The organism is Mycobacterium pseudokansasii, assembly GCF_900566075.1.
GTDB classification, from domain to species: Bacteria; Actinomycetota; Actinomycetes; order Mycobacteriales; family Mycobacteriaceae; genus Mycobacterium; species Mycobacterium pseudokansasii.
In genome coordinates this window covers 4,970,745-4,995,747 of the sequence record NZ_UPHU01000001.1, presented here as the reverse complement: position 1 = coordinate 4,995,747, position 25,003 = coordinate 4,970,745, and the positions used below count along the sequence as shown (strand labels likewise).

Here is a 25,003-nt window from a genome sequence, read left to right as displayed (position 1 = left end):
CGGCGCCACGTTCGAATAGATAGGAGCGCCGACCGGTAGAGCTGGCGAACCACCGCGGCTATGAAGACGACAGCGGTAGCCGCCGGAAGCGAAACCAGGTGGTGACGTAGGAGCACCGACGGGACACCGACTCTCGCTCCCGTTGACAGCAGTATCCGCAGAAGATGCATCACCGCGTACGGTAGCCGCACCGACGGGATACCCGCCCAAAAATCACCATGTTGGAAATACTTCATGCACCTGCGTGGGCCACTGTAACGGCGCTGCAGCGCAACCGAAAACGGTCAGTGATCGATGATTGACCGGTGTGGGCTGCGGTCCTTGACGATCCGGGCCGGGCACCCGCCGACATCGACATCGTCGGGCACCGATGTGGTGACAACCGTGCCCGGGCGGATGGCGACGCGGCTGCCGACGTCGGCGCCCAGCACCATGGCCATGGGCGAGATGAATACGTCGTCCCCGATGGTTGGGTAGTGACCGGGGCGCCCTTCGCCGATCGTCACTCCGTGATGAATGCGGCAATTCGCGCCGACCCGGGCCTTGTAGTGCACGACTATCAAACCTGCGTGTGCGATCGACAAGCCCGGCCCAAAGACGTTGCGTGGGATGTCGAATCCGAGCCTTTCGCCCAAGAGTTTGGTTCGAAGCCTCAGATATGCGGCGACGGCGTGTCCCGCCGGCGTGCGTGCCGTGTTGGTCCAATACTCGGATTTGCGTAGCAGCCGCTGAAAATGGGCCGGGCGCGCCGAGATCCGGTGGCGCAACCGCCAACGCGTTAGGCCGTGTGCTTTCAGGTCCGCAGCCAGATAAGCCCGCAAGTCTTCGCGAGTCCTGATCACGGCCACACCGTACTACCGTTTGGCAACAGGGTGGAGGTGGCTGCGGAGTTTCGCGCAGACCAAAACCCAGAACTGCCCCGTTGTTTGGGTTCGGCGATCGACTCGGGTGTCAAATCGGCAACTCGGGGACATGCTCGGCGACCCTCTTCGGCGATGTTCGTCTGCACCATGAGAAGTCGCCGGTCCATTTCGGGAGTCACGCCAGCCGCTGATTCCGGCGCGAAGAGTCCCGCAACGAGGCCAGGGCCGACCAGGTGAGCGGGCCGATCACCGCGCTGGTCGCCAGGTAGCCCGCAGCGGCGGCGCCCAGAACGAGAACCACATGCTGACCCCAAAGCAGCAGCGTCACAGCGACACTCGCTGCCGTCGGTAGCAGCAGCCGCAGCAGGAACGTCACCGGCGTCCGGTAACCGCACTGGCGGTGTAGGCACCAGCTGGCAACCATCAGGTTGGCCAGCTCCGTGCACACCAGCGCAATGCCGGCTCCCACCGCGCCCAGCCGCCAGCCCAGGGCCAGGTTGAGCACGACGTTGAGCCCGAGGGTGGCCACCGACAGCCAGAACCAGAAGCGCTGCCGGTGGCTGGCGAACAGACCCTCGCCCAGGGTGGTGGTGACGAAGCGTAGCGCTACCGCGACGAACAGCAACGCCAGCGTCGGTGTGCCGCGGCCGACGAATGCCTGGTTGCCGAACAACCTGATCAGCGGTCCGGCGAGTAACGCGCCGACCACGGCGACCGGGACGGCCAGGAAGAACATCAGCTCGACACTGCGGCGCATGAAGCCGGCGAATGCCGCGACATCGCGGGAAAACAATTCGGTGGCCGTCGAGAGCGTGGACTTGAGGAAGAACACCGAGACCACCAGGGTGTTGAGCGCGATCGACGAGGCCAAGCCGTAGACACCCACCTCGGAATGGGTGTTCACCAAGGACAAGATCACGCCGTCGGCGCGCCAGTACAAGACGGTGACCATGGTCACGCCCATCGGAAACAGGCTTTCCCGCAACAGATCTGCGGCCTCCCGCGGCGCGAAGATGGGACGCAGCGAAACATGGCGCGCCGCGGCGCCGCTCTGGATCAGCACCTGCAGGGTCGTCGGAATGAGCTGCACTGCCGCGAACCAGATGACGTCCGCGCGTTCGGCTACCAGAAACACAATCACGGCAAGCGTGGCCAACCGCCCGACGACGTCGGAGACCGCCACCGCGACGAACTGAACTTTGGTCTGAAACACCGGCTCGAGCCGCACCGTCATGGTCACGATGAGCAGCTGCGCGGACAACACGACAAGCATCACGCGCACGTCGTGGTCGCGGTAGACCAGCAACCCGGTTCCCGCCGCCAATGCCACGAGTGGAACGCAGTACAGCAGGGACAGCCCGTTGTAGATCCGGACCAGGCGCTCGAGATCGTCGCGGCCCGAGGTCACGCGACGCACGATCACCCGCCCGACGCCGAGGTCGATCAAGCTGGCCCACATCCCGATGAAGGCGACGGCAATGGTGAGCTGGCCGTAGCGGTCGGGACCCAGATAACGAGCGGTCATCGCAACCGAGACCACCGAGGCCAGCATCCCCAGCATCCGGCAGATCAGCTGGATCGAGAACGCGTGAGCCAACCGAGCGACCGGCACCGTTGGCGCAACCGCACCGGGTGCCGTCGGCTCAGTCATGGCTCACGGCCACCTAGTATGCTCCGTGCCCCGTCAGGACGGCTTTCACCGTCTTGGCGATGATCATGAGATCACCCGCCATCGACCAATTGTCGACGTAGGACAGATCCAGCCGGACCGACTCGTCCCAGGAAAGTTCGGAGCGGCCGCTTACTTGCCATATTCCGGTAACACCGGGCTTGACCAGCAGCCGCCGCTTCACGTCGACGTTGTAGTTGTCGACTTCGCGGCTCAACGGAGGCCGCGGGCCGACCACGCTCATGTCCTGCTTGATGACGTTGATGAATTGGGGGAGCTCGTCGATGCTGTATCTGCGGAGTATTCTCCCCACGGGGGTGACCCGGGGATCTTGACGAATCTTGAACAGTATTCCGCCGGCACCCTGATTCTGGGACAAAAGGCGCTCGAGTTGGGTGTCAGCGTCCACCTTCATTGTTCGGAATTTAAGCATCATGAAGGGTTCGCCATTAATGCCAATACGCTCGGAGCGGTAGAAGACGGGGCCCTTGCTGGTCAGCTTGATGGCGATAGCAGCCGCAATAAGGATTGGCGATGCCATCAGCAGGGCTGTCAGCGCGAAACAGAAGTCGAATGTTCGTTTTTGAAACCGCTGGGCGCCGGTGTAGAGCGGCTTTTCGACATGCAGCAACGGGAATCCGGCGACCGGCCGCACCGTCAATCGCGCTTCCGCGATGTCCATCATCCCCGGTGATACCACCAGGTCGACGTCCTTCGTCTCCAACTGCCACATCAAGTCTCTGATCGCGTGCATGCCGAACTGTTCCGTCTGCGTCACCACCACCGTGCCCGCGCCGCAGTCGTCAACCGCAGCCACCGCATAGGATTCGTCCCCCAGAATCGGGACATGGCGATCTTCGACCGTCAGGGTTTCGCCCCGGGGGACGCCATATCCCGGTATGCAGACTCCGACGACGACGTAACCGTCGCGTGGATTACGGTCCAGTTCATGTATCAGGCGGGAGAGTCCTTGCCGGTCTCCGATTGCCAAAGACGCCGTCTGGTATTCGCCATGGGCTCGCTTACGGCAGATATACCTACGCCAGCTGTTGCGGCTTGTCAGCAGTCCGAGCGTGCCGACGGGAAGCGCAACCGCCAGATAGCCGCGGGCCAAATCGATCTTGGCGAGCAGCGTCACCATTGCGATGATTCCGAATGTCCAGAATGACGCACTGCTGATTCGCCGGTACTCGTCGATCCCCACTCCGATAACGTGTGGTGATCGTGTGTTGAATATTGCAAGAGACGAGAGCCACAGCGCCGCGAAGAGAAATGAAAAGAGCGTCATCACCGGGCCCGGGTAGCCCGATTTGTTCGGCGAATCGCCGAACCGGACGTATTGCGCCAGCATGACGGAGGCGAAGACGATCACGGAATCGCTGATACGCAGATGGTGTGAATACCGGTGTTGCCAGCGCCGCGACGTCGTGGGATCGGGCGTGCGCACCGTACTTGACGCCGTACTTGAAGTCGCCGGCGAAACGTCGGTTCGGCGGTGCAGCAGCGAAGTCACGTCGGCGCGCTTTCCCTTAAACGGTCGCGGGTTGGGGTCGTGCGGCATCGCGGCCGGCGCTGGCGATATCGGCATGATCACTCCTTGGCGTGCTCACGCAATACGCGTTCGGATAGCAGATCAGCTGCGCTCGCACCGTACGGAGCAAAGCGATAGGACCCTGCAGCAGGTAGCGCCGGCCCAACCGCCGCGGTTCTCTGGCCAACCGGTGCAACCATTCCAATCCGATTCGCTGCATCCAGCCGGGCGCTCGGTTGGTGCTGCCCGCCAGGAAGTCGATGGCCCCGCCGCAGGCCAAGAAGACGCGAGAGCCCGTCGCGGAGCCATAACGGTCAACCCACTGCTCTTGGCGCGGCTTGCCGAGGCTGACGATCAGGATGTCGGTGCGCGCGTCACGAATCGCCGCTGCCAAGTTGTCAGACAGCGACTCGATGGTGGGCGCGTCGGGGGACCACATCCCCGAAATGGCAAGCCCTGGATACCTTTTCCGCAAGGAGTCGGCAAGCAGGCGGTGAGTTTCGGCGCCGCCGCCGAAAAAGCCGACACGGGCACCGGTATCTTCGGCCAGCGCCAACACGCCGGGAAGCAGGTCGGCGCCGGTGACTCGGGGCCACGGCTTCGCGGTGAGCAGTTGGCCCCGCCAGGCGATCGGCATGCCGTCGGCCAGTAGCAGCCATTCCAGCGGAGCGGCGGGCGCTGCCGTGACTTTCCGGAAGTGGTAGAGGTGGTCGAGGTTCACCGAGCCCACTGCCAGACCCGTCGCGGATGAGGATTGCAGCCGCGACGCGATGATCGACAGCACGTCGTCGAACTCGCGGCGCTCGACGATGGTGCCGCCGATGATCATGCGGGCAGGGGCTTCGGCCAGCGTGTCCGGGGAGGTAGCTGCGTAGGTCAGGCGCGCCGCGGTCACGTCAGGGCCTACGTGTATCCGGCCGATGGCGGGCGCGTCATCACGGTGGGCACCACCCCGTATCGGGGCCCGGCAAATCTGTTCGCGCCGGTACCGTTTCGCGGCGCCGCGCCCAACATCGCTGGCGCCGCGTTGGCGGCATCGAGACCGGCGTTCGGCAACGCGGTTACGGCACCCGTATGCGCCGCCGGGATCACACTGGTCCAGCTCGCCGGCACCGACAACGGGCCCAACGACGCTGCACTGCCCAGGCTTCCGGTCACGCCCGGTCCCACCGACGAGATCAGACCTGCCCCGGAGCTGACCGCACCGGCTGCCCCTTCTGTGACCGCTTGCGCAGCAGCAGCCGCTGCCCCGGTCAGCAAACCCTGTGCGGTCTGGGCGATTCCGAGGATGGAGGACATCGAATAGAGTGGGGTCGCTGCGGCCATGAAGTAGCTCGGAAGTGCGTAGACCGGGACGGTTGCCAGGGTGGGCATCAGCGACGAGTCGGCAAGCCCGGACAGCGGTGAAGCCAGCCCGTCCAGCAAGGCCGGAACCGAGGACACCAAGCCGGCCAGCGAGAGCTGCTCTGATCCAGCGGCAGCCGCCGCATTGGCAACGGCGCTGGCCTGCCCGGCCTCGCCGACGGGGTTGACCACCTCCGGTGGGGTCGTCAACAAGGTCAGCTCGCACGCGGTCGCCGAATTCGCGGCATACTCGTACATCGCCGCGGCGTCCTGCGCCCACATCTCGCCGTAATGGGCTTCGGTGGCGGCGATCGCCGTCGAATTCTGGCCGAAGAAGTTGGTGGCGACCAGGGCCGCGAGCAGAGCCCGATTGGCGGCCACCACCGGTGGCGGCACGGTCATCGCGAAGGCGGCCTCGTAGCCCTCCACGGCAAACGTGGCTTGGCTGGCCGTTTCCGCGGCCCGCGCGGCTACCCCGGCCGTCCAAGCCACATACGGCCCGAGTGCGGACGCCATGGACAGCGATGCAGGTCCCAGCCAGCGCCCGCTCGTCAATCCCGCGATCACCGACCGGTAGAAACCTGCGGCCGCGTGGAGTTCGGCGGCCAAGCTATCCCACATCACGGCGGCCGCCGACAGCGATGCCGGACCGGGCCCGGCATACATTCTCGTGGAGTTGATTTCTGGCGGTAAGGCGCCAAAATCGATCACTTCAGGCCCCAGGGGTAGATGGGTTCCTTGGATGCGGCGAGTCGCAACTCCGGTGCGGCCGACAATCCGCCGGCTGCCGCAGGCGCCACTTCAGCCGTAAGAGCTGCGGAGGAGGCCAGCTTGCCGCCGTTCATCGCGAGCGAGAACCCGGTGGCGAAAGACATTCAGTTCTCCCCTAACGCGTGCAGGGCGACGGAGGCGGGACCGAGCTGCAGACTTCCTTGTCTGAACGTCAGTAACCGAACCCGTTACCTGCCCTCATTGGTGTCAAGATGTTCACCCTGTCAGTAGACTGACAGTCGTATGATAACGGGCTGAACATCCGATTCGGATCGTTTTCCGCCGCTGAGCTCGCCAACTCCCCGCTTTCCAGCTGGAGAGGCCGTTCACGGGCGTTCAGTGGCGCGGGCTCCCGCCGATCGCGCGGCTACGCCGCGGACGCAGACACCGCGACCACATGCCGATCAAGCACTGGGGTCTTTCCGCACTACGTCGCATGTTGGCCCGGCCGGCGGAGACCCCAGCACGCTGGGTCCGGATTTGCGCATCAGGCCACCCGGCTCGGCGGTGTCCTCAGAAAAAGGGATTGCTGTTCGAGTACCGCTGCGCCTCTTCCGGGCGCGGTCCGTAGCGCCGGATGTACCGCTCGTGCATCTTCGCGTCCTTCTGCCGCTTGATCGCGTCCACCAGGTTCGGGTCCAGGCCATGCTGGGCCAGCCGGTGCCGGCGCCACACCTTGTTCAGCGCAAGCGAGATCAGCAACGCCCACAGGTAGATCGGCAGCGTCATCTCGAGGTGCACATACAGCGACGCGGGCAGCAGCCAAAACGGTGCCAGTACCAGAAGGGGCGGTATTGCCGTCAGCAGCAGGTACCGGCGGATCGCCCCCTTACCGGCCAGATCACGTGCGACCCAACTCCGCATCGAGTTGGGCAACCGCCGGAGCCCGTAAGCGTACGCGATGTATTGCGCGAAATTGGGTCGCCCGCTTGCCATGGCCGCTCCCGTGGTTGGGTGGTTCCTAAAGATACCCGCGCATACCCGCACGCGCGGACGCTAACAGGCCGGGCTCGTCACCCAATCCGACATGTCATGGATGTGCGGCGAGGTAGGTTTCGTTGCTCAGCGCGGCGGTCAGTTCCTCGACGTCGAACGGCCGGTCGAGCCGGGCGCGTAGCTTCCGGGGGTCCACGAGGAGTCTGACCTCGACCGTTTGCCCGGCAAACAGCCGCCCGATCAGTGGGTAGAGCCGCCGCATGATGGCGCGTTCGGCAGGGGTGCAGCGCGACGCGCAGTAGCCCACATGGCCGATCTCGTCGGTCAGGATTTCGCTGTATAGCAGTTCGATCCGTCCGGCCACGTCGGGTTCGCCGGCGAACAGGTCGCTGCCGGTGCGGCGCAGTTCGTCGAACACGATGCACCCGGCCATCTCGGCGGCGCCGACGAACACGAAGCCGCACCTTTCCGGGAGGAACACGCCTGCCTTGACGAGCTGTCGCATCAGGAATGGCGGAGCGGCCACCTGGAGCGGCAGGTCGAAAATGTCCAATGCGTATGCCAGCAGCCGGGTGTGGTAGTGCTCTTCGAGTTCTACGTACACCCGCTCGGGCGCCACGTTCTCGGCGCTGTTGCGCCCGTACGTTTCGCCGAGCCCCACGCCGAAGCGCTCCGCCTGATTGAGCTTCGCCGTCGCCAGCAAGAACAGCATTTTCGGGTCCAAGCCCGGTTCGGGTCGACGCCGGCGCAGGTTTCGTAAAAACGTCGATCGATCTGCCGGACAGACCGACCGCACCGGATGCGCCGCAAGGTCTTTGATGAACTCTTCGCGATTGGACAAGCGTCGGTTGAGCAGGTCCGCTTCGCCGTCACGCCGCACCAGGAAATCCCGATAGCCATCAATACCGGTGGTTTTCATCGTGTCTCCATCCCTTTGACAATCGTTGTCACGTACCGGCTCAACAGGGCGTCCGCCGTCGCAGAATGGTGGGCTCCCGTGGCCAGGAGGGCGTAGAGCCCGGTCAAGAAGAACACTGCGAGATCGCGCGCGTCCGCAGTCGGCGTGACCTGCCCGGCGTCCTGTGCCCGGCTGATCACGTCGATCAGGAACTCCGCCAGCGGGTGCCGGCTCAACTCGTCGTCGCCCGGTCGCGTCGACGAGAAGTGCAAACCCAGCATGTCCCGAAAAACCACTGTCCCCAAACGACGTTCGGCATCCAGCACGTGGTGTACCAACCGGGTGAACACCGATATCAGTTCACCGGCCGCGGCCCGGGCGTCGACGAGGTCGGCGACGATCCGGGACTCCTCGTTTCGCTCCAGCTCGACCAGCACTTGTTCCTTGGTGGGGAAGTGGAAGTAGAACGTCCCCCGGACCACGCCTGCCGCCGCGGCGATGGAGCTGATGTCGGCGCCGGCTATTCCGTTCCGCGCGATCTCCGCCAGCGCGGCGTCGAAAAGGCGTGCCCTCGTGTCAAGCCGTCGAGCCTCCCGGGTGCCGGCCGGCAATTCAGCCGCAGCGGTTTCCTGTGGTGACCGCACAGGGCAACCCTACGTCCATTCGCTGGCACCCGTCAATGACGGTCGTCAGCGAAGGGCGGCGCCTACGACCCCAGCGACAACAATCCGGGCGCCACGGTCCGGGTCGCATAGGTGCGTCCGCCCGAGGAAACGATGGGCACGATTCGCGGCGGTTGAGCCGCAGCGGCCGCGAACGCCGTGACGTGCTGCAGGTCGGTGCGGAAGAGAGCCGTCTCACCCGGCGGTATGTCGTACGGCACCGGGGTGCCCGACGTCTGGGCCGGCTCCAGCGACGTGCCGTCCGGCTCGGACCGGATCGCCCATCCCGCCACGGGTAGCGGGACCGGACCCACGTTGACGACCCTGACGCCGATGACGTACCGGCCGTCCGGAAGGTGGGCTGCGGCGTTCACCAGCGACGCGCGCACCTGGCTGTCGTCGTCGTTGGTCACCAGCCCGTCGGGCGTCAACCAACCCACGACCGGCGTCACCTTGGGTCCCGGGCCCGTGCGCGCCCGCCAAACCTGCCAGGTCAGCAGGGCCACCGAGAGGACGGTGGCGACCAGGCCGAGCACGAATCCGGCGACGCTCACCGGGTCGCCCTCCAGCAGTCGATCATGACCGTGAAGGCTACTGCCCGAAGGTGTTCGAAGTCGAAGCGCCGCGGTGTCCGGGCAATCGTTGGATCGCAACAACATCCCGTCGTCACCGGTATGGCCGCGCCCCGAACCATGCCATGACCATGCCGTGCCGGCGCGATTGCATCGATTCCCCGCCGACGCCGGCCAGGCCCCGGCATTACCGTTGGATAACGGTAATGCGTTGCAGCGGAGGCGATCCGGCGCCAATTCTGATGAAGTTCCAAGTTTCAACTGAGCATTTGCTAAGACCGCGTTTCGCGAGCAGTGCTGCCTACTGCTGCGGACCTAGAGTCAGGACATGAGCACGAAGTACTACCTGCAGAAGGTGCCCGTCGAATCGGTGGAACCGGGCTTTTCACTGGCCGTTCACCACGACGGCGACTATCAACTGTTCCAGGTCGAATGCACGCAACTGTCCCGGCGCAGCGGCCAACCGGTGATCATCACGCTCACTTCGGAGCCCGTTGACGGCGGCGATCCGTGGATCTTGGAGTACGAAGCCGGGACGCCGGTGGTGCGGCTCCTGGGCGTCTGCGAGGCCGCGTCTTAGCCTGAATCCGTGGATCGGCTGGTGGTTTGATCGGCGTGTGAACAGCGAAAATGCCTTCTGGCCTGGGATAATACGAGTGCTGAAGTCGTCTTTTTCCAGTGTTCAGGAAGGCATTTTCGGTGCATTCATCGTATACGTTCACTCTCGGGTCGGCGGTGTTTGACGAGCCGAATCTGGTGTCGGCCGCGGGTTTGGTTCCGGTGCTGGAATTGGCTGAGCAGACCGGGCTTTCGGAATTGATCGGTGAGCATGTGGATCTGCCGTCGACACGGGTGGCCTCCGGTGCGGTCAACCCGGTCGGGAAGCTGACCTCGATCATCGCCGGGATGATGTGCGGCGCGGACTGCATCGACGACGTCGACGTGTTGCGTGCCGGCGGCACGCCACGGGTGTTCAACGAGGTGTATGCGCCCTCGACATTGGGGATCTTCTTGCGCGAGTTCACTTTCGGGCATGCCAACCAGCTCGCGGCCGTGGCTCGCGCGCATCTGGTGGCGCTCGCGCAGCGGGTGCCGCTGTTGCCCGGCATCGAAGAGCGCGCCTTTTTGGACATCGACTCGCTGCTGCGTCCGGTCTACGGGCGCCATAAGCAGGGTGCTTCGTTCGGGCACGCCAAGATCGCCAGCCGTGCGCTGCTGCGGTTGGGTCTGTCGCCGCAGATCACCACGATCTCGACCGCGCAGGCCCCACCGGTGATCGCCGAGGCGCGGCTGCGCAGCGGTAAGGCCGGCTCCGGCCGCGCCGCGGCCTGGCAGGTCAAACAAGCCATCACCACCGCCCGCGGGTGCGGGGCCGGCAAGATCATGCTGCGCGGCGACACCGCGTTCGGCAATAAAAAGGTGATCGGCGCCTGCATCGCCGAAGGCGTCGAGTTCTCCCTGTCGATGACCCGAAATCGGGCCATTACCACCGCGGTCGAGGGCATCGACGAGGCCGCCTACACCCCGGTGCACTACCCGGGCGCGGTCGAAGACCCTGACACCGGGGCGCTGATCTCCGATGCCGAGGTCGCCGAAACTCCCTACACCCTACGGCTGGGGCGGGGCAAGAAGATCACGGCCCGACTGGTAGTGCGCCGGGTCAAAGACGCCCGCTACCCGGATGCGTTGTTTCCGGTGTGGCGCTATCACCCATTTCTGACCAACTCCGAGCTGCCCACTGCCGAGGCCGACATCACCCACCGCCGCCACGCCATCATCGAGACCACCTTCGCCGACCTGATCGATGGCCCACTGGCTCGGATCCCTTCAGGGCTGTTCGCCGCGAACTGCGCCTGGTTGGCCTGCGCGGTGATCGCCCATAACCTGCTGCGCGCCACCGGGACCCTCGCCGGCGGTCACCACATCGTGGCCCGCGGTGCCACCCTGCGCCGCGACCTGGTCAACGTGCCCGCCCGCTTCGCCGCACCGGCCCGCAAACCGATGCTGCACCTACCCGTCCACTGGCCCCGGCAAGTCGAGTGGAAAGCCCTGTGGGACAGCGTCATCGGCTACCCGACTGCGCAACCCCGCGCCGCTTGACCAAGCGGCCAGCCCCTGTCCACCCCGCCATCCAGGCCCGACCCGAGGAACCCCTAAAGGAAAAGCTGGTGCAGGCCAGCGGATCACATACACGCCAAAGTGTCCACGCCCCAGCGCCACTCGCCCGAACCCGCCGATGACCACCCGAAATCATCGATCCACGGATTCAGGCTTAGCTCACAACGCCTCACAACGCCTCACAACGCCTCAGCCTGGCGGGCGTGCTCAACGGACACCAATTCCGATGCCGCACATGGGCACTGGGCTTGGGCCTTTATGCTGTCCCGGCCGTGGCCGAGCGGATTCTCGGCGGTGTGGGATCCAGCTTCAGCACGGACCGCTGGGAATCCCGCGGACGGGTGTCGTTTCCTGAGTGGGCATTACCTGAGGGAAGGGCACCCGGTAAGGGGGAGTGACCTTCGCGAACGTTGCGACGGTGTCGGGAACGCATTGCACCTGTGGCGGAATGGCTTGCAGCGCGGGGTGGTCCAAGTTCGGCGGCGCTGGGTTGGGCGGGACGGCGAAGTTGAACGTCGACGTCATATCGCCGGTCACGCTTCGTCGCCAGGCACTCAGGTTGGGGACCGGTACACCGAACCGTTTCTCGAGCAACCGCAGCTGCGAGGTGTGGTCGAAGGTGTCGTGCACCATCAGCGGGCCACGGCTGTAGGGCGAGATGACGAAGCAGGGCACGCGATAGCCCAGGCCGATCGGCCCGCGGATGCCGCCGGAACCCGTGACCGCATCGATATCGGGCACCGTGACGTACTCTCCGGGAGTTCCCGGTGGCGCGGTAGGCGGTGTCACATGGTCAAAGAAACCCCCGTTTTCGTCGAAGCTGACGATCAACGCGGTCTTTTCCCACACCTGGGGATTGGACAGCAAGATGCGGAGGATATTGACGATCGCGGTGCCACCGACGGCCGGTGTTACCGGTAGTCCGGGATGCTCGGACACCTGAAACCCGGGCAGCACCCACGAAACCTGGGGCAGCCTGTTGGCTGCGACGTCGGCGACGAAGTCCAGGGGGTAGGTCGGGGCGATGCCGTTGCGGGCGATGTTGGAGCGCGGATCCTGAGCCTGCTTGAAGTCAACGAGCATCCCGTTGTAACCGATGACCGTGTTGTTGAGCGCTCCCAGAAGCTTGTTTTGGTACACCTTCCAACTGATGCCGGCGTCGCTGAGGTTGTCCGGCATGGTGCGCCAACTGAATTGGCCTTGCGGTTGGATGTTGGGGTCTATCAGCAGCGGACCGCCCGCAACGCCGTCTGGGTCGATCCAGGCGCTGATCCAGTACAGCCGGTTGGGCGAAGTTCCGCCCAGCAGCGAACAGTAATAGCCATCGCAGAGGGTGAAGGTATCAGCCAGCATGTAATGGATCGGTTGGTCTTGGCGCGTGTAATAACCCATCGACACCGGGACGTTGCCCTGCAGCGTTTGCTGTTCGGCCTGCGCGGGCAACCAATTGTCGTTGGCGCCGTTGTTCCATGACTTGTGGATGGTGATCCATTGATGGGCGGGGTCGTTCACGCACGCGCCGTTGAGGACGGGGCCCCTGGTGGTGTCGAAACGGTATGGGATGGTCACGCCGGTGGGATCAATCGACTGGGTCTGCGGGTTCCAGCCTTTTTGCTGGAATGCTGGCGAGGGCGTGTCGAATCCATTGATGCCCGACAGCGTGCCGAAGAAGTGATCGAATGACCGGTTCTCCTGCATCAACAACACAAAGTGCTCGATGTCGGTCAAATGGCCGGAGCATGGGCCGGCCCCGTAGGCCCGTTCGATCACCGGGCCAGCCAGGGACATCAGCGCGCCGGCGCTGCTTGCGGCGGCCATTCTGGCCATGAACTCTCGCCGCGACATCCCGTCGACCGGGTGCCTACTCACCACCACGTCCTCCCTGCGCACGCTGGGTTCAGGGTAGATTTGCGCTGACGATTAACCGGGACACGAATCCGGTGTGTCGGGCGCCGATTTTGGCGTTGCTCGCCACAAGCAGTGCGTCGTTTCGCAAGGCCCGGGCGTTTCCGGAGTTCCTGGCAACCAACGGCCCAGGTCTTTGGTGAACCGGCCCTGATTGCACCGGTGGTTTGCTGGTATCCGCGTGGCGCTGTCGAGTCGCGGCGCTGGACGGGTTTTGCGTCCGGTCGCCGGGGCGGGCCTTACCGGGGCCGGGTGGCCGCGACGAACTGCAGCGCACGCTGTGTCTGCTGCTCGATGTCGACCAGACCGGCCGAGGAGAACAGGTCGACGAAGCTGTGCCCGTCGAACATGGTCAGCCCGATCAAGTCAGCTGTTGCCGTCAGTGCCTTGCGAACCGGCGCCGCTTGCCCGGCATAGCTGGTCAGGATCGCGATCCGGCCGCCGGGCCGCAATACCCGCAGCATTTCACCGGTGACCCGGAACGGTTCGGGCATCAGGTACAGCGCGCCGAAACAGCAGACAGCATCGAATGTTTGGTCGCCGAACGGCAGCGTGCGCGCGTCGCCGCGGACGTAGCAGGTCTGCGGCCCGCAGTTGTCCACCACGGCACGAGTCAGCATCGGTTCGGAGATGTCGAATCCCACCGCGAGGCCGCCGGCCGGCAGGCACCGGGCCAGTGGCGCGGTGAAATTGCCTGGGCCGCAGGCCACGTCAAGCAACCGGTGGGCGCGCGATAGCCGCAATGCCGTGGCCGCGCGGCGCTGCTCGCCGCGGGTGGTGACACCACTGGCGAGGTAGAAGGACGTCGGCCGCCACAACCGCTCATATACGGTCGCGACGAACCGGCTGTTCATCGCCTTCTGCGCAACCGTTGGAACGGGCGAACTCGTGGACTCACCGAGCACGTCGAGGAAGCCGTGCCGCAGCACCGCCGGCGCCGCGAGCAGACCACGGGTCAACTCGCGCGGATCCTGGCTGGTGTTCATCGCAGGTTTGGTCCGAGAGGCCGGGGTTGAATTGTCTGGTGTCAGGCTAGTCTGCGCCGTGCGGTGTTGCCGCAGCGGCGGCCGACGCCATAGCCTGGGGCGGATCGGACCGCGAGCCGGGCTTGGCGCTGTGGCGGATTGGACGGGATGGCCGAATTGACCGGCGCTAGGACAGCAGAGCTCGCCGGAATGGACATCTTCGCGGGATGTCCGGCCGATGACCTGCTGCCACTGGCTGCCCGGCTGGCTCCGCTGCGTGCCCCGGCCGGCCAGGTCCTGATGCGCCAGGGTGAACAGGCGGTATCCTTCCTGCTCATCTCGGCGGGTAGTGCCGAGGTCATCCATGTCGGCGACGACGGTGCGGTGATCGTCGAGCAGGCGCTGCCGGGCATGATCGTCGGGGAAATCGCCTTGTTGCGTGACATCCCGCGGACCGCGACGGTCACCACCGTCGAGCCGCTGGCCGGCTGGATCGGTGGCAGCGAAGCCCTGGACCGGATGGTCAACATCCCCGGGATCATGGAGCGGCTGGTACGCACGGTTCGCCAGCGCCTGGCCGCGTTCATCACCCCGGTCCCGATACGGGTTCGCGACGGCACCCCACTGCTGCTGCGCCCGGTGCTGCCCGGCGACAGCGAGCGCACCGTACACGGGCACGTCCACTTCTCCAGCGAGACGATCTACCGCCGGTTCATGTCGGCCCGGGTCCCCGACGCGGCGATGATGCACTACCTGTCCGAGGTGGACTACGTCGACCACTTCGTGTGGGTGATGATCGACGGCGTCGATCCCGTGGCCGACGCGCGTTTCATCCGTGACGAACATGATCCGACGGTCGCCGAAATCGCGTTTACCGTCGCCGACGCCTATCAGGGCAGGGGGATCGGCAGCTTTCTGATCGGCGCGCTGTCCGTCGCCGCCCGCGTCGGCGGCGTCGAGAGGTTCTCCGCGCGGATGCTTTCGGACAACGTGCCGATGCGCACCATCATGGACCGCTACGGCGCGATCTGGCAGCGCGAGGACATCGGGGTCATCACCACGGTCATCGACGTGCCCGGCCCGCGTGATCTGGGCTTCGGGCGCGAGCTGGCCGAGCAGATCAGGGGAGTGGCCCGCCAGGTGATCGAGGCCGTGAGCTGAGGGCCGGCGACCTTGCGGCCGTGGTGGATTGGCGCGATGGCGACGGTGCTGGCGGCCGCATGTGCGCAATCGCCGGCGCCGGTGACCGCACCGACCCATACCTCACCGCCGGCTCATCGCGCGACCGTCAACCCGGCCAACATCAAAAGACTCAGCCGTGAGTTGCCGCCCGGCTACGAGGTGACCAAAGACATTCCCGCCGGGGCAGCACCGCGAGTGGTCTGGGGTCTTGGTGCCACTGCGATCACCGTGCCCGCCCAATGCGCGATACTCGCCGACCCGGCCGGCGGCCGCGGCCAGTCCGCGCAGGGCGTATCCGGCTCTGGCGCGGGTGGCATTGTCGACGCCATCGTGGTTTCGGCTCCGCCGGGTCCGCTTTCCCCGGCCGCCGGACTGGTTGCGGGCTGCGCGCAGTGGACGATGTCCGACGGGCACACCACGGCCAGCATCCGTCTGTCCGACCCGCCACGCATCGACGGTGCCGAAACCGCGGCCATGGTGGCAGACGTTCGTACATCCGTGGAGTCTGGTACCGAAATCGATTCGCGCACCTATACTTTCGTGGCCTACCTGGGTGACTACTACGCGTTCACCACGCTGACCACCGACCCCGGGTCAATGCTTCCCCCGCTGCCACCGCAGTTTGCCGCCGATCTGCTGGTCAAAACGGTGTCGGCGGTACGCGGCTGAGCATCCCCGTTGGGTAGGGTGGCCACGATGTCGAAGGTGGTACTGGCGCTGGCAGCGGTGTGCTTGCTGGTCGGTTGTTCGCCGGGTGCCTCCCAGTCGACAAAGGCCGACATCGCCAAGGTCATCGACGTCAAGTCCAGCTTCGGACCCGGGTTCACTGTCAACGACGTCCCGCCCAGGGCTATCGATCCGCAGTTCTTCGCGGCCCGCAAGCTGCCCGACGGCCTGAGTTTCGATCCGGCGAACTGCGCCAAGGCGGCCCTGGGGCCGCAGATGCCGCCCGGCGTGCAGGGCAACATGGCGGCGGTCTCGGCCGAGGGCAACGGCAACCGGTTCGTGGTGATCGCGGTGGAGACCTCCCAACAGCTGCCGTTCAACGACCCCGGCAAGGAATGCGGCCGGATCGCCTTCTCCGGGGCACAGGTGCGCGGCGGCATCGAGGTGGTCGCCACGCCGCACATCGACGGCGCCCAGACGCTCGGTGTGCACCGCGTGCTGCAGGCGCTGGTCGACGGGTCGGCGCGCACCGGCGAACTCTACGACTACTCGGCGCAGTTCGGTTACTACCAGGTCAACGTGATCGCCAACCCGCTGGTGGTTCCCAATCAGCCGGTCGCCCCAGTCGATGTCCAGCGTGCCCGCGACCTGCTCGTCAAAGCGGTGGCCGCGATCCGGGGTTGACACCGGCCGCTAGCGCACGTCGCGGGGCCGGAACTGGATGCTGACCCGCGGGCCGGTGGGCGCCGACGTCTTGGGCACCGAATGTTCCCAGGTGCGCTGACACGATCCGCCCATCACCAGCAGGTCCCCATGTGCCAGCGGAAATCGCAACGAGGTTCCGCCGCCGCGCGGGCGCAGCGCAAAGGACCGGGTGGCGCCGAGGCTGACGATCGCCACCATGGTGTCCTCGGTGCTGCTGCGGCCGATGGTGTCGCCATGCCAGGCGACGCTGTCGGAGCCGTCCCGGTAGTAGCACAGGCCGACGGTGGTGAACGGCTCACCCAGCTCACCTCCGTAGATGTCATTGAGGCGCCGGCGAATTCGCGTGAGTTGCGGATGCGGCGGGTCCTCGACGGTCAGGTCGTGAAAACTGACCAGGCGCGGCACGTCGACCACGCGGTCGTACATCTGGCGCCGTTCGGAGCGCCACGGCACATTGGCCAGCAGCGTCGCCAGCAGGTCATCGCCACCGTGGAGCCAGCCCGCGCGGATGTCGATGAAGGCGCCGTTGCCGAGTTGTCTCCGCTCGTTGTGCTCGAACAGCGAGCCCTGAATCGCTAACGCCACGACCGCAAGTTTATCGCACACCAGTTCGAGGAACGGGTATACGGCGCCTGCGCGCTGGCCACGGCTACGGTTTGAGCTGTGGGCGTCGAGTTGGGATCCAATTCCGAGGTGGGCACGTTACGGGTCGCCATCCTGCACCGCCCCGGTACCGAACTGCGCCGGCTCACCCCGCGCAACAGCGACCAGCTGCTGTTCGACGGGCTGCCCTGGGTGTCGCGCGCGCAGGAGGAGCATGACGAGTTCGCCGAACTGCTGCGCTCGCGCGGGGTGGAGGTATTGCTGCTGTCGCAGCTGCTGACCGAGGCGTTGGACAGCGGGGCCGCCAGGATGCAGGGTGTCGCCGCCGCGGTTGACGCGCGCCGGCTTGGATTGCCACTGGCGCAACAGCTCTCGGCGTATTTGCGTAGTCTGGACCCGGTTCGGCTGGCGCATGTGCTGACGGCGGGGATGACGTTCAACGAGCTGCCGTCCGATATCCGGACCGACGTGTCGCTGGTGGTCCGCATGCACCATGGCGGGGATTTCGTCATCGACCCATTACCGAACCTGGTGTTCACCCGCGACTCGTCGATCTGGATCGGTCCGCGGGTGGTCATCCCGTCGCTGGCGTTGCGGGCGCGGGTTCGTGAGGCATCGTTGACCGACATCATCTATGCCCATCACCCGCGGTTCACCGGGGTGCGGCGGGCCTACGAATCACGCACCGCTCCCGTCGAGGGTGGCGACGTGCTGTTGCTGGCCCCCGGCGTGGTCGCCGTCGGGGTCGGCGAGCGTACCAGCCCGGCCGGCGCGGAAGCCTTGGCGCGCAGCCTGTTTGACGACGACCTTGCGCACACCGTGCTCGCGGTGCCGATTGCTCAGAAGCGTGCGCAAATGCATCTGGACACCGTGTGCACCATGGTGGACGTCGACACCGTGGTGATGTATGCCGCCGTCGTCGAGCACCTGTCGGCGTTCACCATCCAGCGTTCGCCCAAAGGCGTGGCGATCAGCGATGCGGCCCCATTTGTGCGGGCTGCTTCCGACGCGATGGGCATCGACAAGCTGCGAGTCATCGGCACCGGCCTGGACCCCGTCGTCGCCGAACGCGAACAATGGGACGACGGCAACAACACCTTGGCACTGGCCCCCGGTGTCGTCGTCGCCTACGAGCGCAACGCGCAGACCAACGCCCGGTTGGAGGCTGCCGGCATCGAGGTGCTGACCATCGCGGGCTCGGAGCTGGGCACCGGCCGTGGCGGGCCGCGCTGCATGTCCTGCCCGGCCGCCCGCGACCCGCTTTAGGGTGCGGCATCTGCGTCGCAATGCTGCGCACCGGCGCCCGTACCCGCCCTGCTTCGGCAACTGCGCGCCGCCGGCACGACCGAGTGTGATTGGCCCTTGTCAAATTCGTTGCCGCAGAACAACTATCGCTACAACACCACAATGGCAAGCTGGTGTTTGTTTGGCGCCCCGACCTTGGAGCACGGGGGCTTGGCGCAAACCGCAAAAGTCGGCGTCGACGACTCGCAACCAGTGCGCTGTAGCGCTTCGCGGAAGCCGCGGAGGCGGCGACGGGCAGACGATTGCGCGGACTAATCATTGCTCGCGGTTATCAATGGTTAGGCATTACATATTGGACCACTGGCGTTCTCTATTGGCATGCTGCGTGTCGGGAAGAAGACTTTATGAAACAAATGGCTTGCGGGAAGATGACGATATTGACCAGCGCATTACGGGCGACAGTGAATCCTTTTTGTCGCAAAGGGCTGAGCAAGCGCCACAGAATCCACGGTCAGCGCAGCGATTCCGTGCCGGCCAGCTCGCCGCCGGCATTGTATCGAGACGACGCTACGGGTATCGGCGACATCGGCACGTACCCGCGCCATCATGCAAAGGCGCTTGGCGCCCACGCGCCAAGTATAGGAACATGGGTACAGCTGTGAAACTGCTCATGGGGCTACTGATAGGTATTTTCACCACGATCGGCCTCGCCGCGCCCGCGCTCGGCGACGCGAGCGTTGACGGCGACGGTCGCGATGTGGGTTTCCTGGCTGCTCTGCAGGATGCCGGCATCACGTATTCAACTCCAGAGCACGCCGTCGGGTCCGCCCATGCGATGTGCACGAACTTACATCACGGCGAATCAGGGCTGCGCGCTGTCCAGCAGGTGAAAATCCAGAATCCGCCAATTGATTTGGAGACTGCATCCCGATTTGCCGTGATAGCCGCGAAATACTATTGTCCTGAACAACTCTACTAGGTAATAGCCGGTTGTCTCATACTGTTGATAGGCGATTTCACGCCGCGGTGCGGAAGTTTCAACGTCGCAATGACCGGGCAGTCACCGTCGTAACCGGCTACCGGCAAATTGGCGCGCATCGCAGGCGGACCTTGGGTGGGGCTTCGAGTCGGCACGCCAATGCCACCGCCAGATAAGGCTCATCGCCAGCTGGGCAGCCAGATCTCCAGGTTCCAGATCTGCTGTGAGATCGGCAGGCCGGTGAGTATCGGGAAAAGCCAGGCGAAGTTGGTCACCACCAAAGCGACATAACAACTCACCACGATCAGCCCCAGGGTGCGCCGCTCCCGGTTCTGACCGGGTTGGTAGAGGATGTCGCCGAGAATCAACGCGATGGCCATCACCAGAAACGGCGCCATGGTCGCGGCGTAGAAGAAGTACATCTGCCGGTCGATGTCGGCGAACCACGGCAGCCAGCCGGCGCAATAGCCGACCAACACCACCGCATAGCGCCAGTCCCGCCGGACGAACATCCGCCAGCCGGCATACACCAGGACCGGCACCGCCAGCCACCACATGGCCGGAGTGCCGACCAGCATCTCGGCTCTGACGCACGACTGGCCACCGCAGCCCGCTACGTTTTGTTGGTCGATGGCATACAGCACCGGCCGCAACGACATCGGCCAACTCCACGGCTTGGACTCCCACGGGTGATGGTTGCCGGCCGAATTCGTCAGCGTCGCATGGAAGTGGAATGCCTTGGCGGTGTAGTACCACAGCGAGCGAACCGCGTCGGGCAGCGGGATGACGCTGTCCGGGCCGATCGTCTGACCTACCTGGTGGCGGTCGATCGCGGTCTCGGAGGCGAACCAGCCGGCGTAGCTGGCCAGGTAAACCGTGAACGGAATGAGCGCCAGCGCGTATCCGGTAGGCAACAGATCGCGCCGCAGCGTCCCCAACCACGGCCGCGGCACCTGGTACTGGCGGCGCGCCGCCACGTCGAACGCCAACGACATCGCACCGAAGAACGCCATGAAGTACAGACCGGACCACTTGGTCGCGAAGGCCAATCCGAGTAGTACCCCGGCGCCGAACCGCCACCAGCGCACCCCCAGCCGTGGTCCCCACACCGTCTCGGCGACCCGGTTCTGTGTCAGGGCGACGTGCATGCGTTGGCGAACCTGATCGCGGTCGACGATCAACGCGCCGAAAGCCGCGACCACAAAGAACGTCAGGAAGCCGTCCAGCAGCGCGGTGCGCGCGGCGACAAAGCTGACCCCGTCACAGATCAGCAGCACGCCGGCGATTCCCCCGACCAGGGTCGAGCGGGTGATCCGCCGGACGATCCGGGTCACCAGCGCCACCAGAACGATGCCCAGCACCGCGCCGCTGAACCGCCACCCGAACCCGGTGTAACCGAACAGCGCCTCGCCGATCGCGATCATCTGCTTGCCGACCGGAGGATGGACGACCAGTCCGAAGCCGGGATTGTCTTCGACGCCGTGGTTATGCAGCACCTGCCAGGCCTGGGGGGCGTAGTGCTTCTCGTCGAAGATCGGAGTGCCGGCATCGGTCGGCGAGCCGAGGTTCAATAACCGGGTCACCGCGGCGAGCAGCGTGATCACGGCGGTGACAATCCAGCCACGCATCCGGTCTATCGGTCCGAAATCGGCGATCGGCACCCGCGGCCCGGGGCTGATGACGGATACCGCACGCTCCTCGGCCAGGCCGGAAGTTTGTTGGGGCGGGGCGGTCATCAGCTCGATCGTAGGCTGTCCGTCATGAGTTCCGGCCGCCTGTTGCTCGGCGCCACTCCGTTGGGCCAGCCCGCGGATGCGTCGCCACGCCTGATCGACGCGTTGGCCGGTGCCGACGTGGTGGCGGCCGAGGACACCCGCCGGGTGAAAACATTGGCCAGGGCGCTTGACGTCGAGATCAGCGGGCGGGTGGTGAGCCTGTTCGACCGGGTCGAGGCGTTGCGGGTGACGGCGCTGGTCGACGCGATGCAAGCCGGCGCCACGGTGCTGGTGGTCAGCGACGCAGGATTGCCAGTGATTAACGATCCGGGATATCGACTGGTCGCGGCCTGTATCGATGCCGGGATTACGGTGACCTGCTTGCCCGGGCCGTCGGCGGTGACAACCGCGCTGGTGGTGTCCGGCCTGCCGTCGGACAAGTTCTGCTTCGAGGGGTTCGCTCCGCGCAAGGGGGCGGCGCGGCGGGCGTGGCTGGCCTCGCTTGCCGACGAGCAGCGCACCTGCGTGTTTTTCGAATCCCCGAGACGGCTGGCCGCATGTCTGCGCGATGCCGTCGACCAGCTCGGCGGGGCGCGTCCGGCCGCGGTCTGCCGGGAGCTGACCAAGGTGCATGAGGAAGTGGTGCGTGGATCTCTCGACGAGTTGGCGGACTGGGCGACCGGCGGCGTGCTCGGCGAGATCACCGTGGTACTCGCCGGCGCCGGCGCGACCCCGTACGCCGACCTGCAGTCGCTCGTCGAGGAGGTCGAGACCCTGGTCGCGGCCGGTATTCGCGTCAAGGACGCCTGCAGTGAGGTGGCCGCGGCGCATCAGGGCGTGCGCTCACGTCAGCTCTACGATGCGGTCCTGCTGGCCCGCCGTGAAACCGGCGCGGCGCCCTAGAAAAACCTTGCGACCGGTAAGTCCCGGTCCTGGTCAGGGTGTGCAGGAACTTCCGATGGGACCGATTGTCGGGGTGCACAGCTGCGGGTGCGGGGGAATGGGGGGCCCCTGGATGGTCGGCAGCTGTGGCGGCGGAGGCAGCGCCGGCAGACCACCCGGCAGCGCCGGCAGACCGCCCGGCAGCGCCGGCAGACCACCCGGCAGCGCCGGCAGACCACCCGGCAGCGCCGGCAGACCACCCGGCAGCGCCGGCAGACCACCGGCGGTCAGTGCGGGCAGTGCCGCGGCCAGCATCGCCGGGTCAACCGCCGGAAGGCCTCCCGGCAGACCTGCCGCCAGCGCCGGCAGTGCCGCGGCCAGCATCGCCGGATCCACGCCCGGCAGCGCCGGCAGACCGGGCAGAGCGGACGCCAACTGCGGCAAACCACCGGCCGCCAGGGCCACCACATCGGTGGGTGACACGCCGGGGAGACCGGGCAGGCCGGCGGCCGCCAGCCCCAGCAGATTCGTCGGCGACACTCCCGGCAGACTCGGCAAGCTCAGGTTTGGCAGACCGCCCACCCCCGCCAGCGCGATCAGGCCCGCCGGCGACACCCCCGACAGCGCCGGCAGGCCCGGCAGACTCAAAGTCGGCAAACCGACCGAGGGCAGCCCCGAGGGAAACAGCATTGAGCCGATCGTGTTGGCGGTTGAGTTGAGTTGCGGCAGGATGCCCGAGGACTGCAAGGCGTTGTAGGCGAGCACCACATATGTGACCGCCAGCGCGCTGGACGTCGTGACGCCGGCGATGGTGCCTCCGATCCCCAGGATGCCGTTCACGACCGAGGTGGCCGTGCCGACCGCGGCAGGTCCGTTGGCCAGGTTCGGTACCCCGGGCAGGCCGAGGCCGGGGATCCCGAGGTTCGGCGTGCCGATGTAAGGCGTGCCGATGTCAGGCAGGCCGGGACCCGGCGGAAGCGCCGCGTTCGGCAGGGGAGGGGCGGCCGGCAGCGCGGCCGGACCCAAGTCGGTGACACCAGGCAGTCCCGGGCCCACCGGCGAGGCCACCCCGGGCACTGCGCGGGCGGCCTCCGGCGCCGCTCGGGGCGCCAGCACGGGGGTCAGCGCATCCGTCGGTAACTGTGCCGGCGCCGGCGCCGCCTGCGCGGGCTTGCCCGGCTGCGCACTGGTCCCTGGCATCAGCACGGAGGCCAGGCGGTCGCATTGCTGGCCGGCGGTACACGTCCCTTGATTCGGGGTGCGCATCGGCCCGCTCATCGTCAGCGGCGCAACCGCCAGCGTCCCCCCCACCATGGCCGCGGCCGCAACGCCGACGACGCCGACTCTCATGACGGACCCCTCTCGCATTCGACCACGCGATACACGCGGGTCGCCGATTAGGAGCTTAGGCGCACCAGGCGTGCCATGTGGGCGTTACGCGAAATTCCGCCGAGCCGCACCTCGCCACAATTTGCTGACTAGCCGACGCGAGTGGCGCTCGCCGGCACCGCCATCCCGACGATGGGTGCGGCCTTGTGCAGGCATTCCTGCCACTCGGCGTCGGGGTCGGAGTCCGCGGTGATCCCGCCGCCAACGCCCAGGACGGCGTTGCCCGCGGTGTCGAATTCGACGGTGCGGATCGCGACGTTGAGCTCGGAACCGGCGATTGGTGATGCGAAACCAACTGTGCCGCAATATATTCCGCGACGACGCTGCTCCCACTGTGAAATCAGTTGGCGGGCCCGCAGTTTGGGCGTTCCAGTAACCGACGCCGGCGGGAAGGCGGCGTCCAGCAGCGCCGACATCGGCAAGTCGGCCGGAACCTGGGCCGCCACGGTGGACACCAGGTGCCATACGCCTGGCGCGCGGCGCACCACCAGTAGCTCGGGCACGGTGACCGTGCCGGTAATGGCCACTCGGCCAAGGTCGTTGCGGACCAAGTCCACGATCATGATGTTCTCGGCCACTTCTTTGGGTGACGCGCGCAGCGCCGACGGCCAGGCCTCCAGCGGCAACGTGCCCTTGATCGGGCTGGAGGCCACAACGGTGCCGCGGCGGCGCAGGAAAAGTTCCGGGGACAGCGATGCCACCGCGCCCCACGGGCCGCCGACATAGGCTGCCCGGGACGGGGAGGTGCGGGCAACGTCGACGAAGTCGATGAAGAAGTCCAGCGCGGACCCGCTGACGGTCCCGGTGAACTGCGTGCACACGCAGGCCTGATAGACCTCGCCGGCGGTGATCGCCGCCAGGCAGGCCAGCACCCCGTCGCGGTGAGCCTCCCGGTCGGCCGCTGCCCAATCGATCCGGCACGCCCCCGGCACCGGCCGGCCGGCCGGCGCCGGTGTCGTCGCCAGGGCGCTGGCCAGCCAGTCCGCCATGGGTGCGCCCGACAGGCTCTCGTACCACCAGTGGCCGTCGCGGTCGCGGCGCAGCACGCAATCGGTCCAGCCCCCGGCGGCTTCGGGGATCCGGCTCGCCCGCCCGTCCGCGCCGGAATCGGGATAAGACAGATAGCCGACCCAGCCGCCGCCCACCGCGCCCGAGACGGGCGCCACCCGTTCACCGGGGGCCTCCCGGAGTCGAAACGCGTCGCCGCGGTCCATCGGCTGGACCGACACACTCGGTGCGATCACCGCCAGCGCGCCGAACCATTCGCCGGTCAACGCGGCCGGCGGCGCCAAGCCCAGTCGGACGGTGGCACGAGCGACAGCGCGCAGCACCTGTGGTGCCCCGCCAAGGTCGCCGAGCCGATCGATTCGCACCGCCCTAGCTTGACAGAGTGGCGGACTTCG

The 25,003-nt window shown here is 66.2% G+C and carries 24 protein-coding genes; 8 read left to right on the top strand and 16 right to left on the bottom strand.

Annotated features, from left to right (window positions below):
- Nucleotides 1-284 precede the first annotated feature (284 nt).
- The 10 genes from EET10_RS22405 to EET10_RS22365 form a co-directional block, all read right to left on the bottom strand.
- The gene (locus EET10_RS22405) at nucleotides 285-842 is read right to left on the bottom strand and encodes a serine O-acetyltransferase (RefSeq protein ID WP_036402251.1); all 558 of its coding nucleotides are present in this window, start codon (nucleotides 840-842) and stop codon (nucleotides 285-287) included.
- Nucleotides 843-1,038: 196 nt separating this feature from the next.
- A complete protein-coding gene (locus EET10_RS22400; protein WP_036401929.1) occupies nucleotides 1,039-2,514 on the bottom strand; it encodes a flippase in 1,476 nt (491 codons plus the stop codon).
- Nucleotides 2,515-2,527: 13 nt separating this feature from the next.
- Nucleotides 2,528-4,045: a sugar transferase gene (locus tag EET10_RS22395; RefSeq protein WP_063468437.1), complete on the bottom strand. Its 1,518-nt coding sequence runs from the start codon at nucleotides 4,043-4,045 to the stop codon at nucleotides 2,528-2,530.
- Nucleotides 4,046-4,061: 16 nt separating this feature from the next.
- A complete protein-coding gene (locus tag EET10_RS22390) occupies nucleotides 4,062-4,958 on the bottom strand; it encodes a WecB/TagA/CpsF family glycosyltransferase (RefSeq protein ID WP_246013673.1) in 897 nt (298 codons plus the stop codon).
- A gap of 8 nt (nucleotides 4,959-4,966) precedes the next feature.
- Nucleotides 4,967-6,118: a PPE family protein gene (locus EET10_RS22385; RefSeq protein ID WP_036401927.1), complete on the bottom strand. Its 1,152-nt coding sequence runs from the start codon at nucleotides 6,116-6,118 to the stop codon at nucleotides 4,967-4,969.
- Complete coding sequence (locus tag EET10_RS29735) at nucleotides 6,115-6,282, bottom strand: hypothetical protein (protein WP_167480210.1); 168 nt, start codon at nucleotides 6,280-6,282, stop codon at nucleotides 6,115-6,117. The genes EET10_RS22385 and EET10_RS29735 overlap by 4 nt, the downstream gene beginning before the upstream one ends.
- A 409-nt stretch (nucleotides 6,283-6,691) precedes the next feature.
- Nucleotides 6,692-7,114 carry a DUF5313 domain-containing protein gene (locus EET10_RS22380; RefSeq protein ID WP_036401924.1) on the bottom strand — a complete coding sequence of 141 codons (423 nt, stop codon included), beginning with the start codon at nucleotides 7,112-7,114 and terminating at the stop codon, nucleotides 6,692-6,694.
- A 94-nt stretch (nucleotides 7,115-7,208) separates the two neighbouring features.
- Nucleotides 7,209-8,033 carry a hypothetical protein gene (locus EET10_RS22375; protein ID WP_122502502.1) on the bottom strand — a complete coding sequence of 275 codons (825 nt, stop codon included), beginning with the start codon at nucleotides 8,031-8,033 and terminating at the stop codon, nucleotides 7,209-7,211.
- Nucleotides 8,030-8,656 carry a TetR/AcrR family transcriptional regulator gene (locus tag EET10_RS22370; protein WP_122502501.1) on the bottom strand — a complete coding sequence of 209 codons (627 nt, stop codon included), beginning with the start codon at nucleotides 8,654-8,656 and terminating at the stop codon, nucleotides 8,030-8,032. The genes EET10_RS22375 and EET10_RS22370 overlap by 4 nt, the downstream gene beginning before the upstream one ends.
- 62 nt (nucleotides 8,657-8,718) lie before the next feature.
- Complete coding sequence (locus EET10_RS22365; protein WP_036401915.1) at nucleotides 8,719-9,228, bottom strand: hypothetical protein; 510 nt, start codon at nucleotides 9,226-9,228, stop codon at nucleotides 8,719-8,721.
- Between the two features lie 346 nt (nucleotides 9,229-9,574).
- Here EET10_RS22365 and EET10_RS22360 point away from each other — a divergent pair, with 346 nt between their 5' ends.
- Nucleotides 9,575-9,826 (top strand): hypothetical protein, encoded by a 252-nt coding sequence (locus EET10_RS22360; RefSeq protein ID WP_036401913.1) that lies wholly within the window; start codon nucleotides 9,575-9,577, stop codon nucleotides 9,824-9,826.
- A 119-nt stretch (nucleotides 9,827-9,945) separates the two neighbouring features.
- A complete protein-coding gene (locus tag EET10_RS22355) occupies nucleotides 9,946-11,346 on the top strand; it encodes an IS1380 family transposase (RefSeq protein ID WP_122502310.1) in 1,401 nt (466 codons plus the stop codon).
- A 327-nt stretch (nucleotides 11,347-11,673) separates the two neighbouring features.
- Here EET10_RS22355 and EET10_RS22350 read toward each other — a convergent pair whose 3' ends face one another.
- A complete protein-coding gene (locus EET10_RS22350) occupies nucleotides 11,674-13,209 on the bottom strand; it encodes a phospholipase C (RefSeq protein WP_036401912.1) in 1,536 nt (511 codons plus the stop codon).
- A 299-nt stretch (nucleotides 13,210-13,508) separates the two neighbouring features.
- Nucleotides 13,509-14,255, bottom strand: a complete 747-nt coding sequence (locus EET10_RS22345; protein ID WP_036401910.1) for a class I SAM-dependent methyltransferase — start codon at nucleotides 14,253-14,255, stop codon at nucleotides 13,509-13,511.
- A gap of 138 nt (nucleotides 14,256-14,393) precedes the next feature.
- Here EET10_RS22345 and EET10_RS22340 point away from each other — a divergent pair, with 138 nt between their 5' ends.
- From EET10_RS22340 to EET10_RS22330, 3 genes are read left to right on the top strand one after another with little or no spacing between them, the layout of a single operon-like run.
- On the top strand, nucleotides 14,394-15,395 hold the full coding sequence (locus tag EET10_RS22340) for a GNAT family N-acetyltransferase (RefSeq protein WP_122447257.1): 1,002 nt from the start codon (nucleotides 14,394-14,396) through the stop codon (nucleotides 15,393-15,395).
- 12 nt (nucleotides 15,396-15,407) lie between these two features.
- The gene (locus tag EET10_RS22335; protein WP_063468415.1) at nucleotides 15,408-16,085 is read left to right on the top strand and encodes a DUF5642 family protein; all 678 of its coding nucleotides are present in this window, start codon (nucleotides 15,408-15,410) and stop codon (nucleotides 16,083-16,085) included.
- A 27-nt stretch (nucleotides 16,086-16,112) separates the two neighbouring features.
- Nucleotides 16,113-16,766 (top strand): DUF5642 family protein, encoded by a 654-nt coding sequence (locus tag EET10_RS22330; RefSeq protein ID WP_036402242.1) that lies wholly within the window; start codon nucleotides 16,113-16,115, stop codon nucleotides 16,764-16,766.
- Between the two features lie 9 nt (nucleotides 16,767-16,775).
- Here EET10_RS22330 and EET10_RS22325 read toward each other — a convergent pair whose 3' ends face one another.
- Entirely contained in the window at nucleotides 16,776-17,372 is a 597-nt protein-coding gene (locus EET10_RS22325) for an alpha-ketoglutarate-dependent dioxygenase AlkB (RefSeq protein WP_211187979.1), read from the bottom strand.
- A gap of 78 nt (nucleotides 17,373-17,450) precedes the next feature.
- On the opposite strand from EET10_RS22325, the gene arcA reads away from it, so the two are divergent.
- Entirely contained in the window at nucleotides 17,451-18,656 is a 1,206-nt protein-coding gene (arcA, locus tag EET10_RS22320) for an arginine deiminase (protein ID WP_063468416.1), read from the top strand.
- Nucleotides 18,657-19,281: 625 nt separating this feature from the next.
- Nucleotides 19,282-19,614, top strand: a complete 333-nt coding sequence (locus tag EET10_RS22315; RefSeq protein WP_051490431.1) for a DUF732 domain-containing protein — start codon at nucleotides 19,282-19,284, stop codon at nucleotides 19,612-19,614.
- A gap of 179 nt (nucleotides 19,615-19,793) precedes the next feature.
- Here EET10_RS22315 and EET10_RS22310 read toward each other — a convergent pair whose 3' ends face one another.
- On the bottom strand, nucleotides 19,794-21,350 hold the full coding sequence (locus EET10_RS22310) for a dolichyl-phosphate-mannose--protein mannosyltransferase (protein WP_063468417.1): 1,557 nt from the start codon (nucleotides 21,348-21,350) through the stop codon (nucleotides 19,794-19,796).
- A 24-nt stretch (nucleotides 21,351-21,374) separates the two neighbouring features.
- Here EET10_RS22310 and rsmI point away from each other — a divergent pair, with 24 nt between their 5' ends.
- Nucleotides 21,375-22,232, top strand: a complete 858-nt coding sequence (rsmI, locus tag EET10_RS22305) for a 16S rRNA (cytidine(1402)-2'-O)-methyltransferase (RefSeq protein WP_036401898.1) — start codon at nucleotides 21,375-21,377, stop codon at nucleotides 22,230-22,232.
- 33 nt (nucleotides 22,233-22,265) lie between these two features.
- On the opposite strand, the gene EET10_RS22300 is transcribed toward rsmI, so the two are convergent.
- Both EET10_RS22300 and EET10_RS22295 read right to left on the bottom strand, forming a co-directional pair.
- Nucleotides 22,266-23,561 (bottom strand): hypothetical protein, encoded by a 1,296-nt coding sequence (locus tag EET10_RS22300; protein WP_246013672.1) that lies wholly within the window; start codon nucleotides 23,559-23,561, stop codon nucleotides 22,266-22,268.
- 128 nt (nucleotides 23,562-23,689) lie between these two features.
- Nucleotides 23,690-24,973: an aminodeoxychorismate synthase component I gene (locus EET10_RS22295; RefSeq protein ID WP_218028480.1), complete on the bottom strand. Its 1,284-nt coding sequence runs from the start codon at nucleotides 24,971-24,973 to the stop codon at nucleotides 23,690-23,692.
- Nucleotides 24,974-25,003: the final 30 nt, after the last annotated feature.

Coding starts and splice junctions, on each gene's coding strand:
- EET10_RS22310 (WP_063468417.1), bottom strand. CDS start 21,350: ATGACCGCCCCGCCCCAACAAACTTCCGGCCTGGCCGAGGAGCGTGCG.
- EET10_RS22360 (WP_036401913.1), top strand. CDS start 9,575: ATGAGCACGAAGTACTACCTGCAGAAGGTGCCCGTCGAATCGGTGGAA.
- rsmI (WP_036401898.1), top strand. CDS start 21,375: ATGAGTTCCGGCCGCCTGTTGCTCGGCGCCACTCCGTTGGGCCAGCCC.
- EET10_RS22400 (WP_036401929.1), bottom strand. CDS start 2,514: ATGACTGAGCCGACGGCACCCGGTGCGGTTGCGCCAACGGTGCCGGTC.
- EET10_RS22350 (WP_036401912.1), bottom strand. CDS start 13,209: ATGTCGCGGCGAGAGTTCATGGCCAGAATGGCCGCCGCAAGCAGCGCC.
- EET10_RS22380 (WP_036401924.1), bottom strand. CDS start 7,114: ATGGCAAGCGGGCGACCCAATTTCGCGCAATACATCGCGTACGCTTAC.
- EET10_RS22345 (WP_036401910.1), bottom strand. CDS start 14,255: ATGAACACCAGCCAGGATCCGCGCGAGTTGACCCGTGGTCTGCTCGCG.
- EET10_RS22330 (WP_036402242.1), top strand. CDS start 16,113: ATGTCGAAGGTGGTACTGGCGCTGGCAGCGGTGTGCTTGCTGGTCGGT.
- EET10_RS22315 (WP_051490431.1), top strand. CDS start 19,282: ATGGGTACAGCTGTGAAACTGCTCATGGGGCTACTGATAGGTATTTTC.
- EET10_RS29735 (WP_167480210.1), bottom strand. CDS start 6,282: ATGTCTTTCGCCACCGGGTTCTCGCTCGCGATGAACGGCGGCAAGCTG.
- EET10_RS22300 (WP_246013672.1), bottom strand. CDS start 23,561: ATGAGAGTCGGCGTCGTCGGCGTTGCGGCCGCGGCCATGGTGGGGGGG.
- EET10_RS22375 (WP_122502502.1), bottom strand. CDS start 8,033: ATGAAAACCACCGGTATTGATGGCTATCGGGATTTCCTGGTGCGGCGT.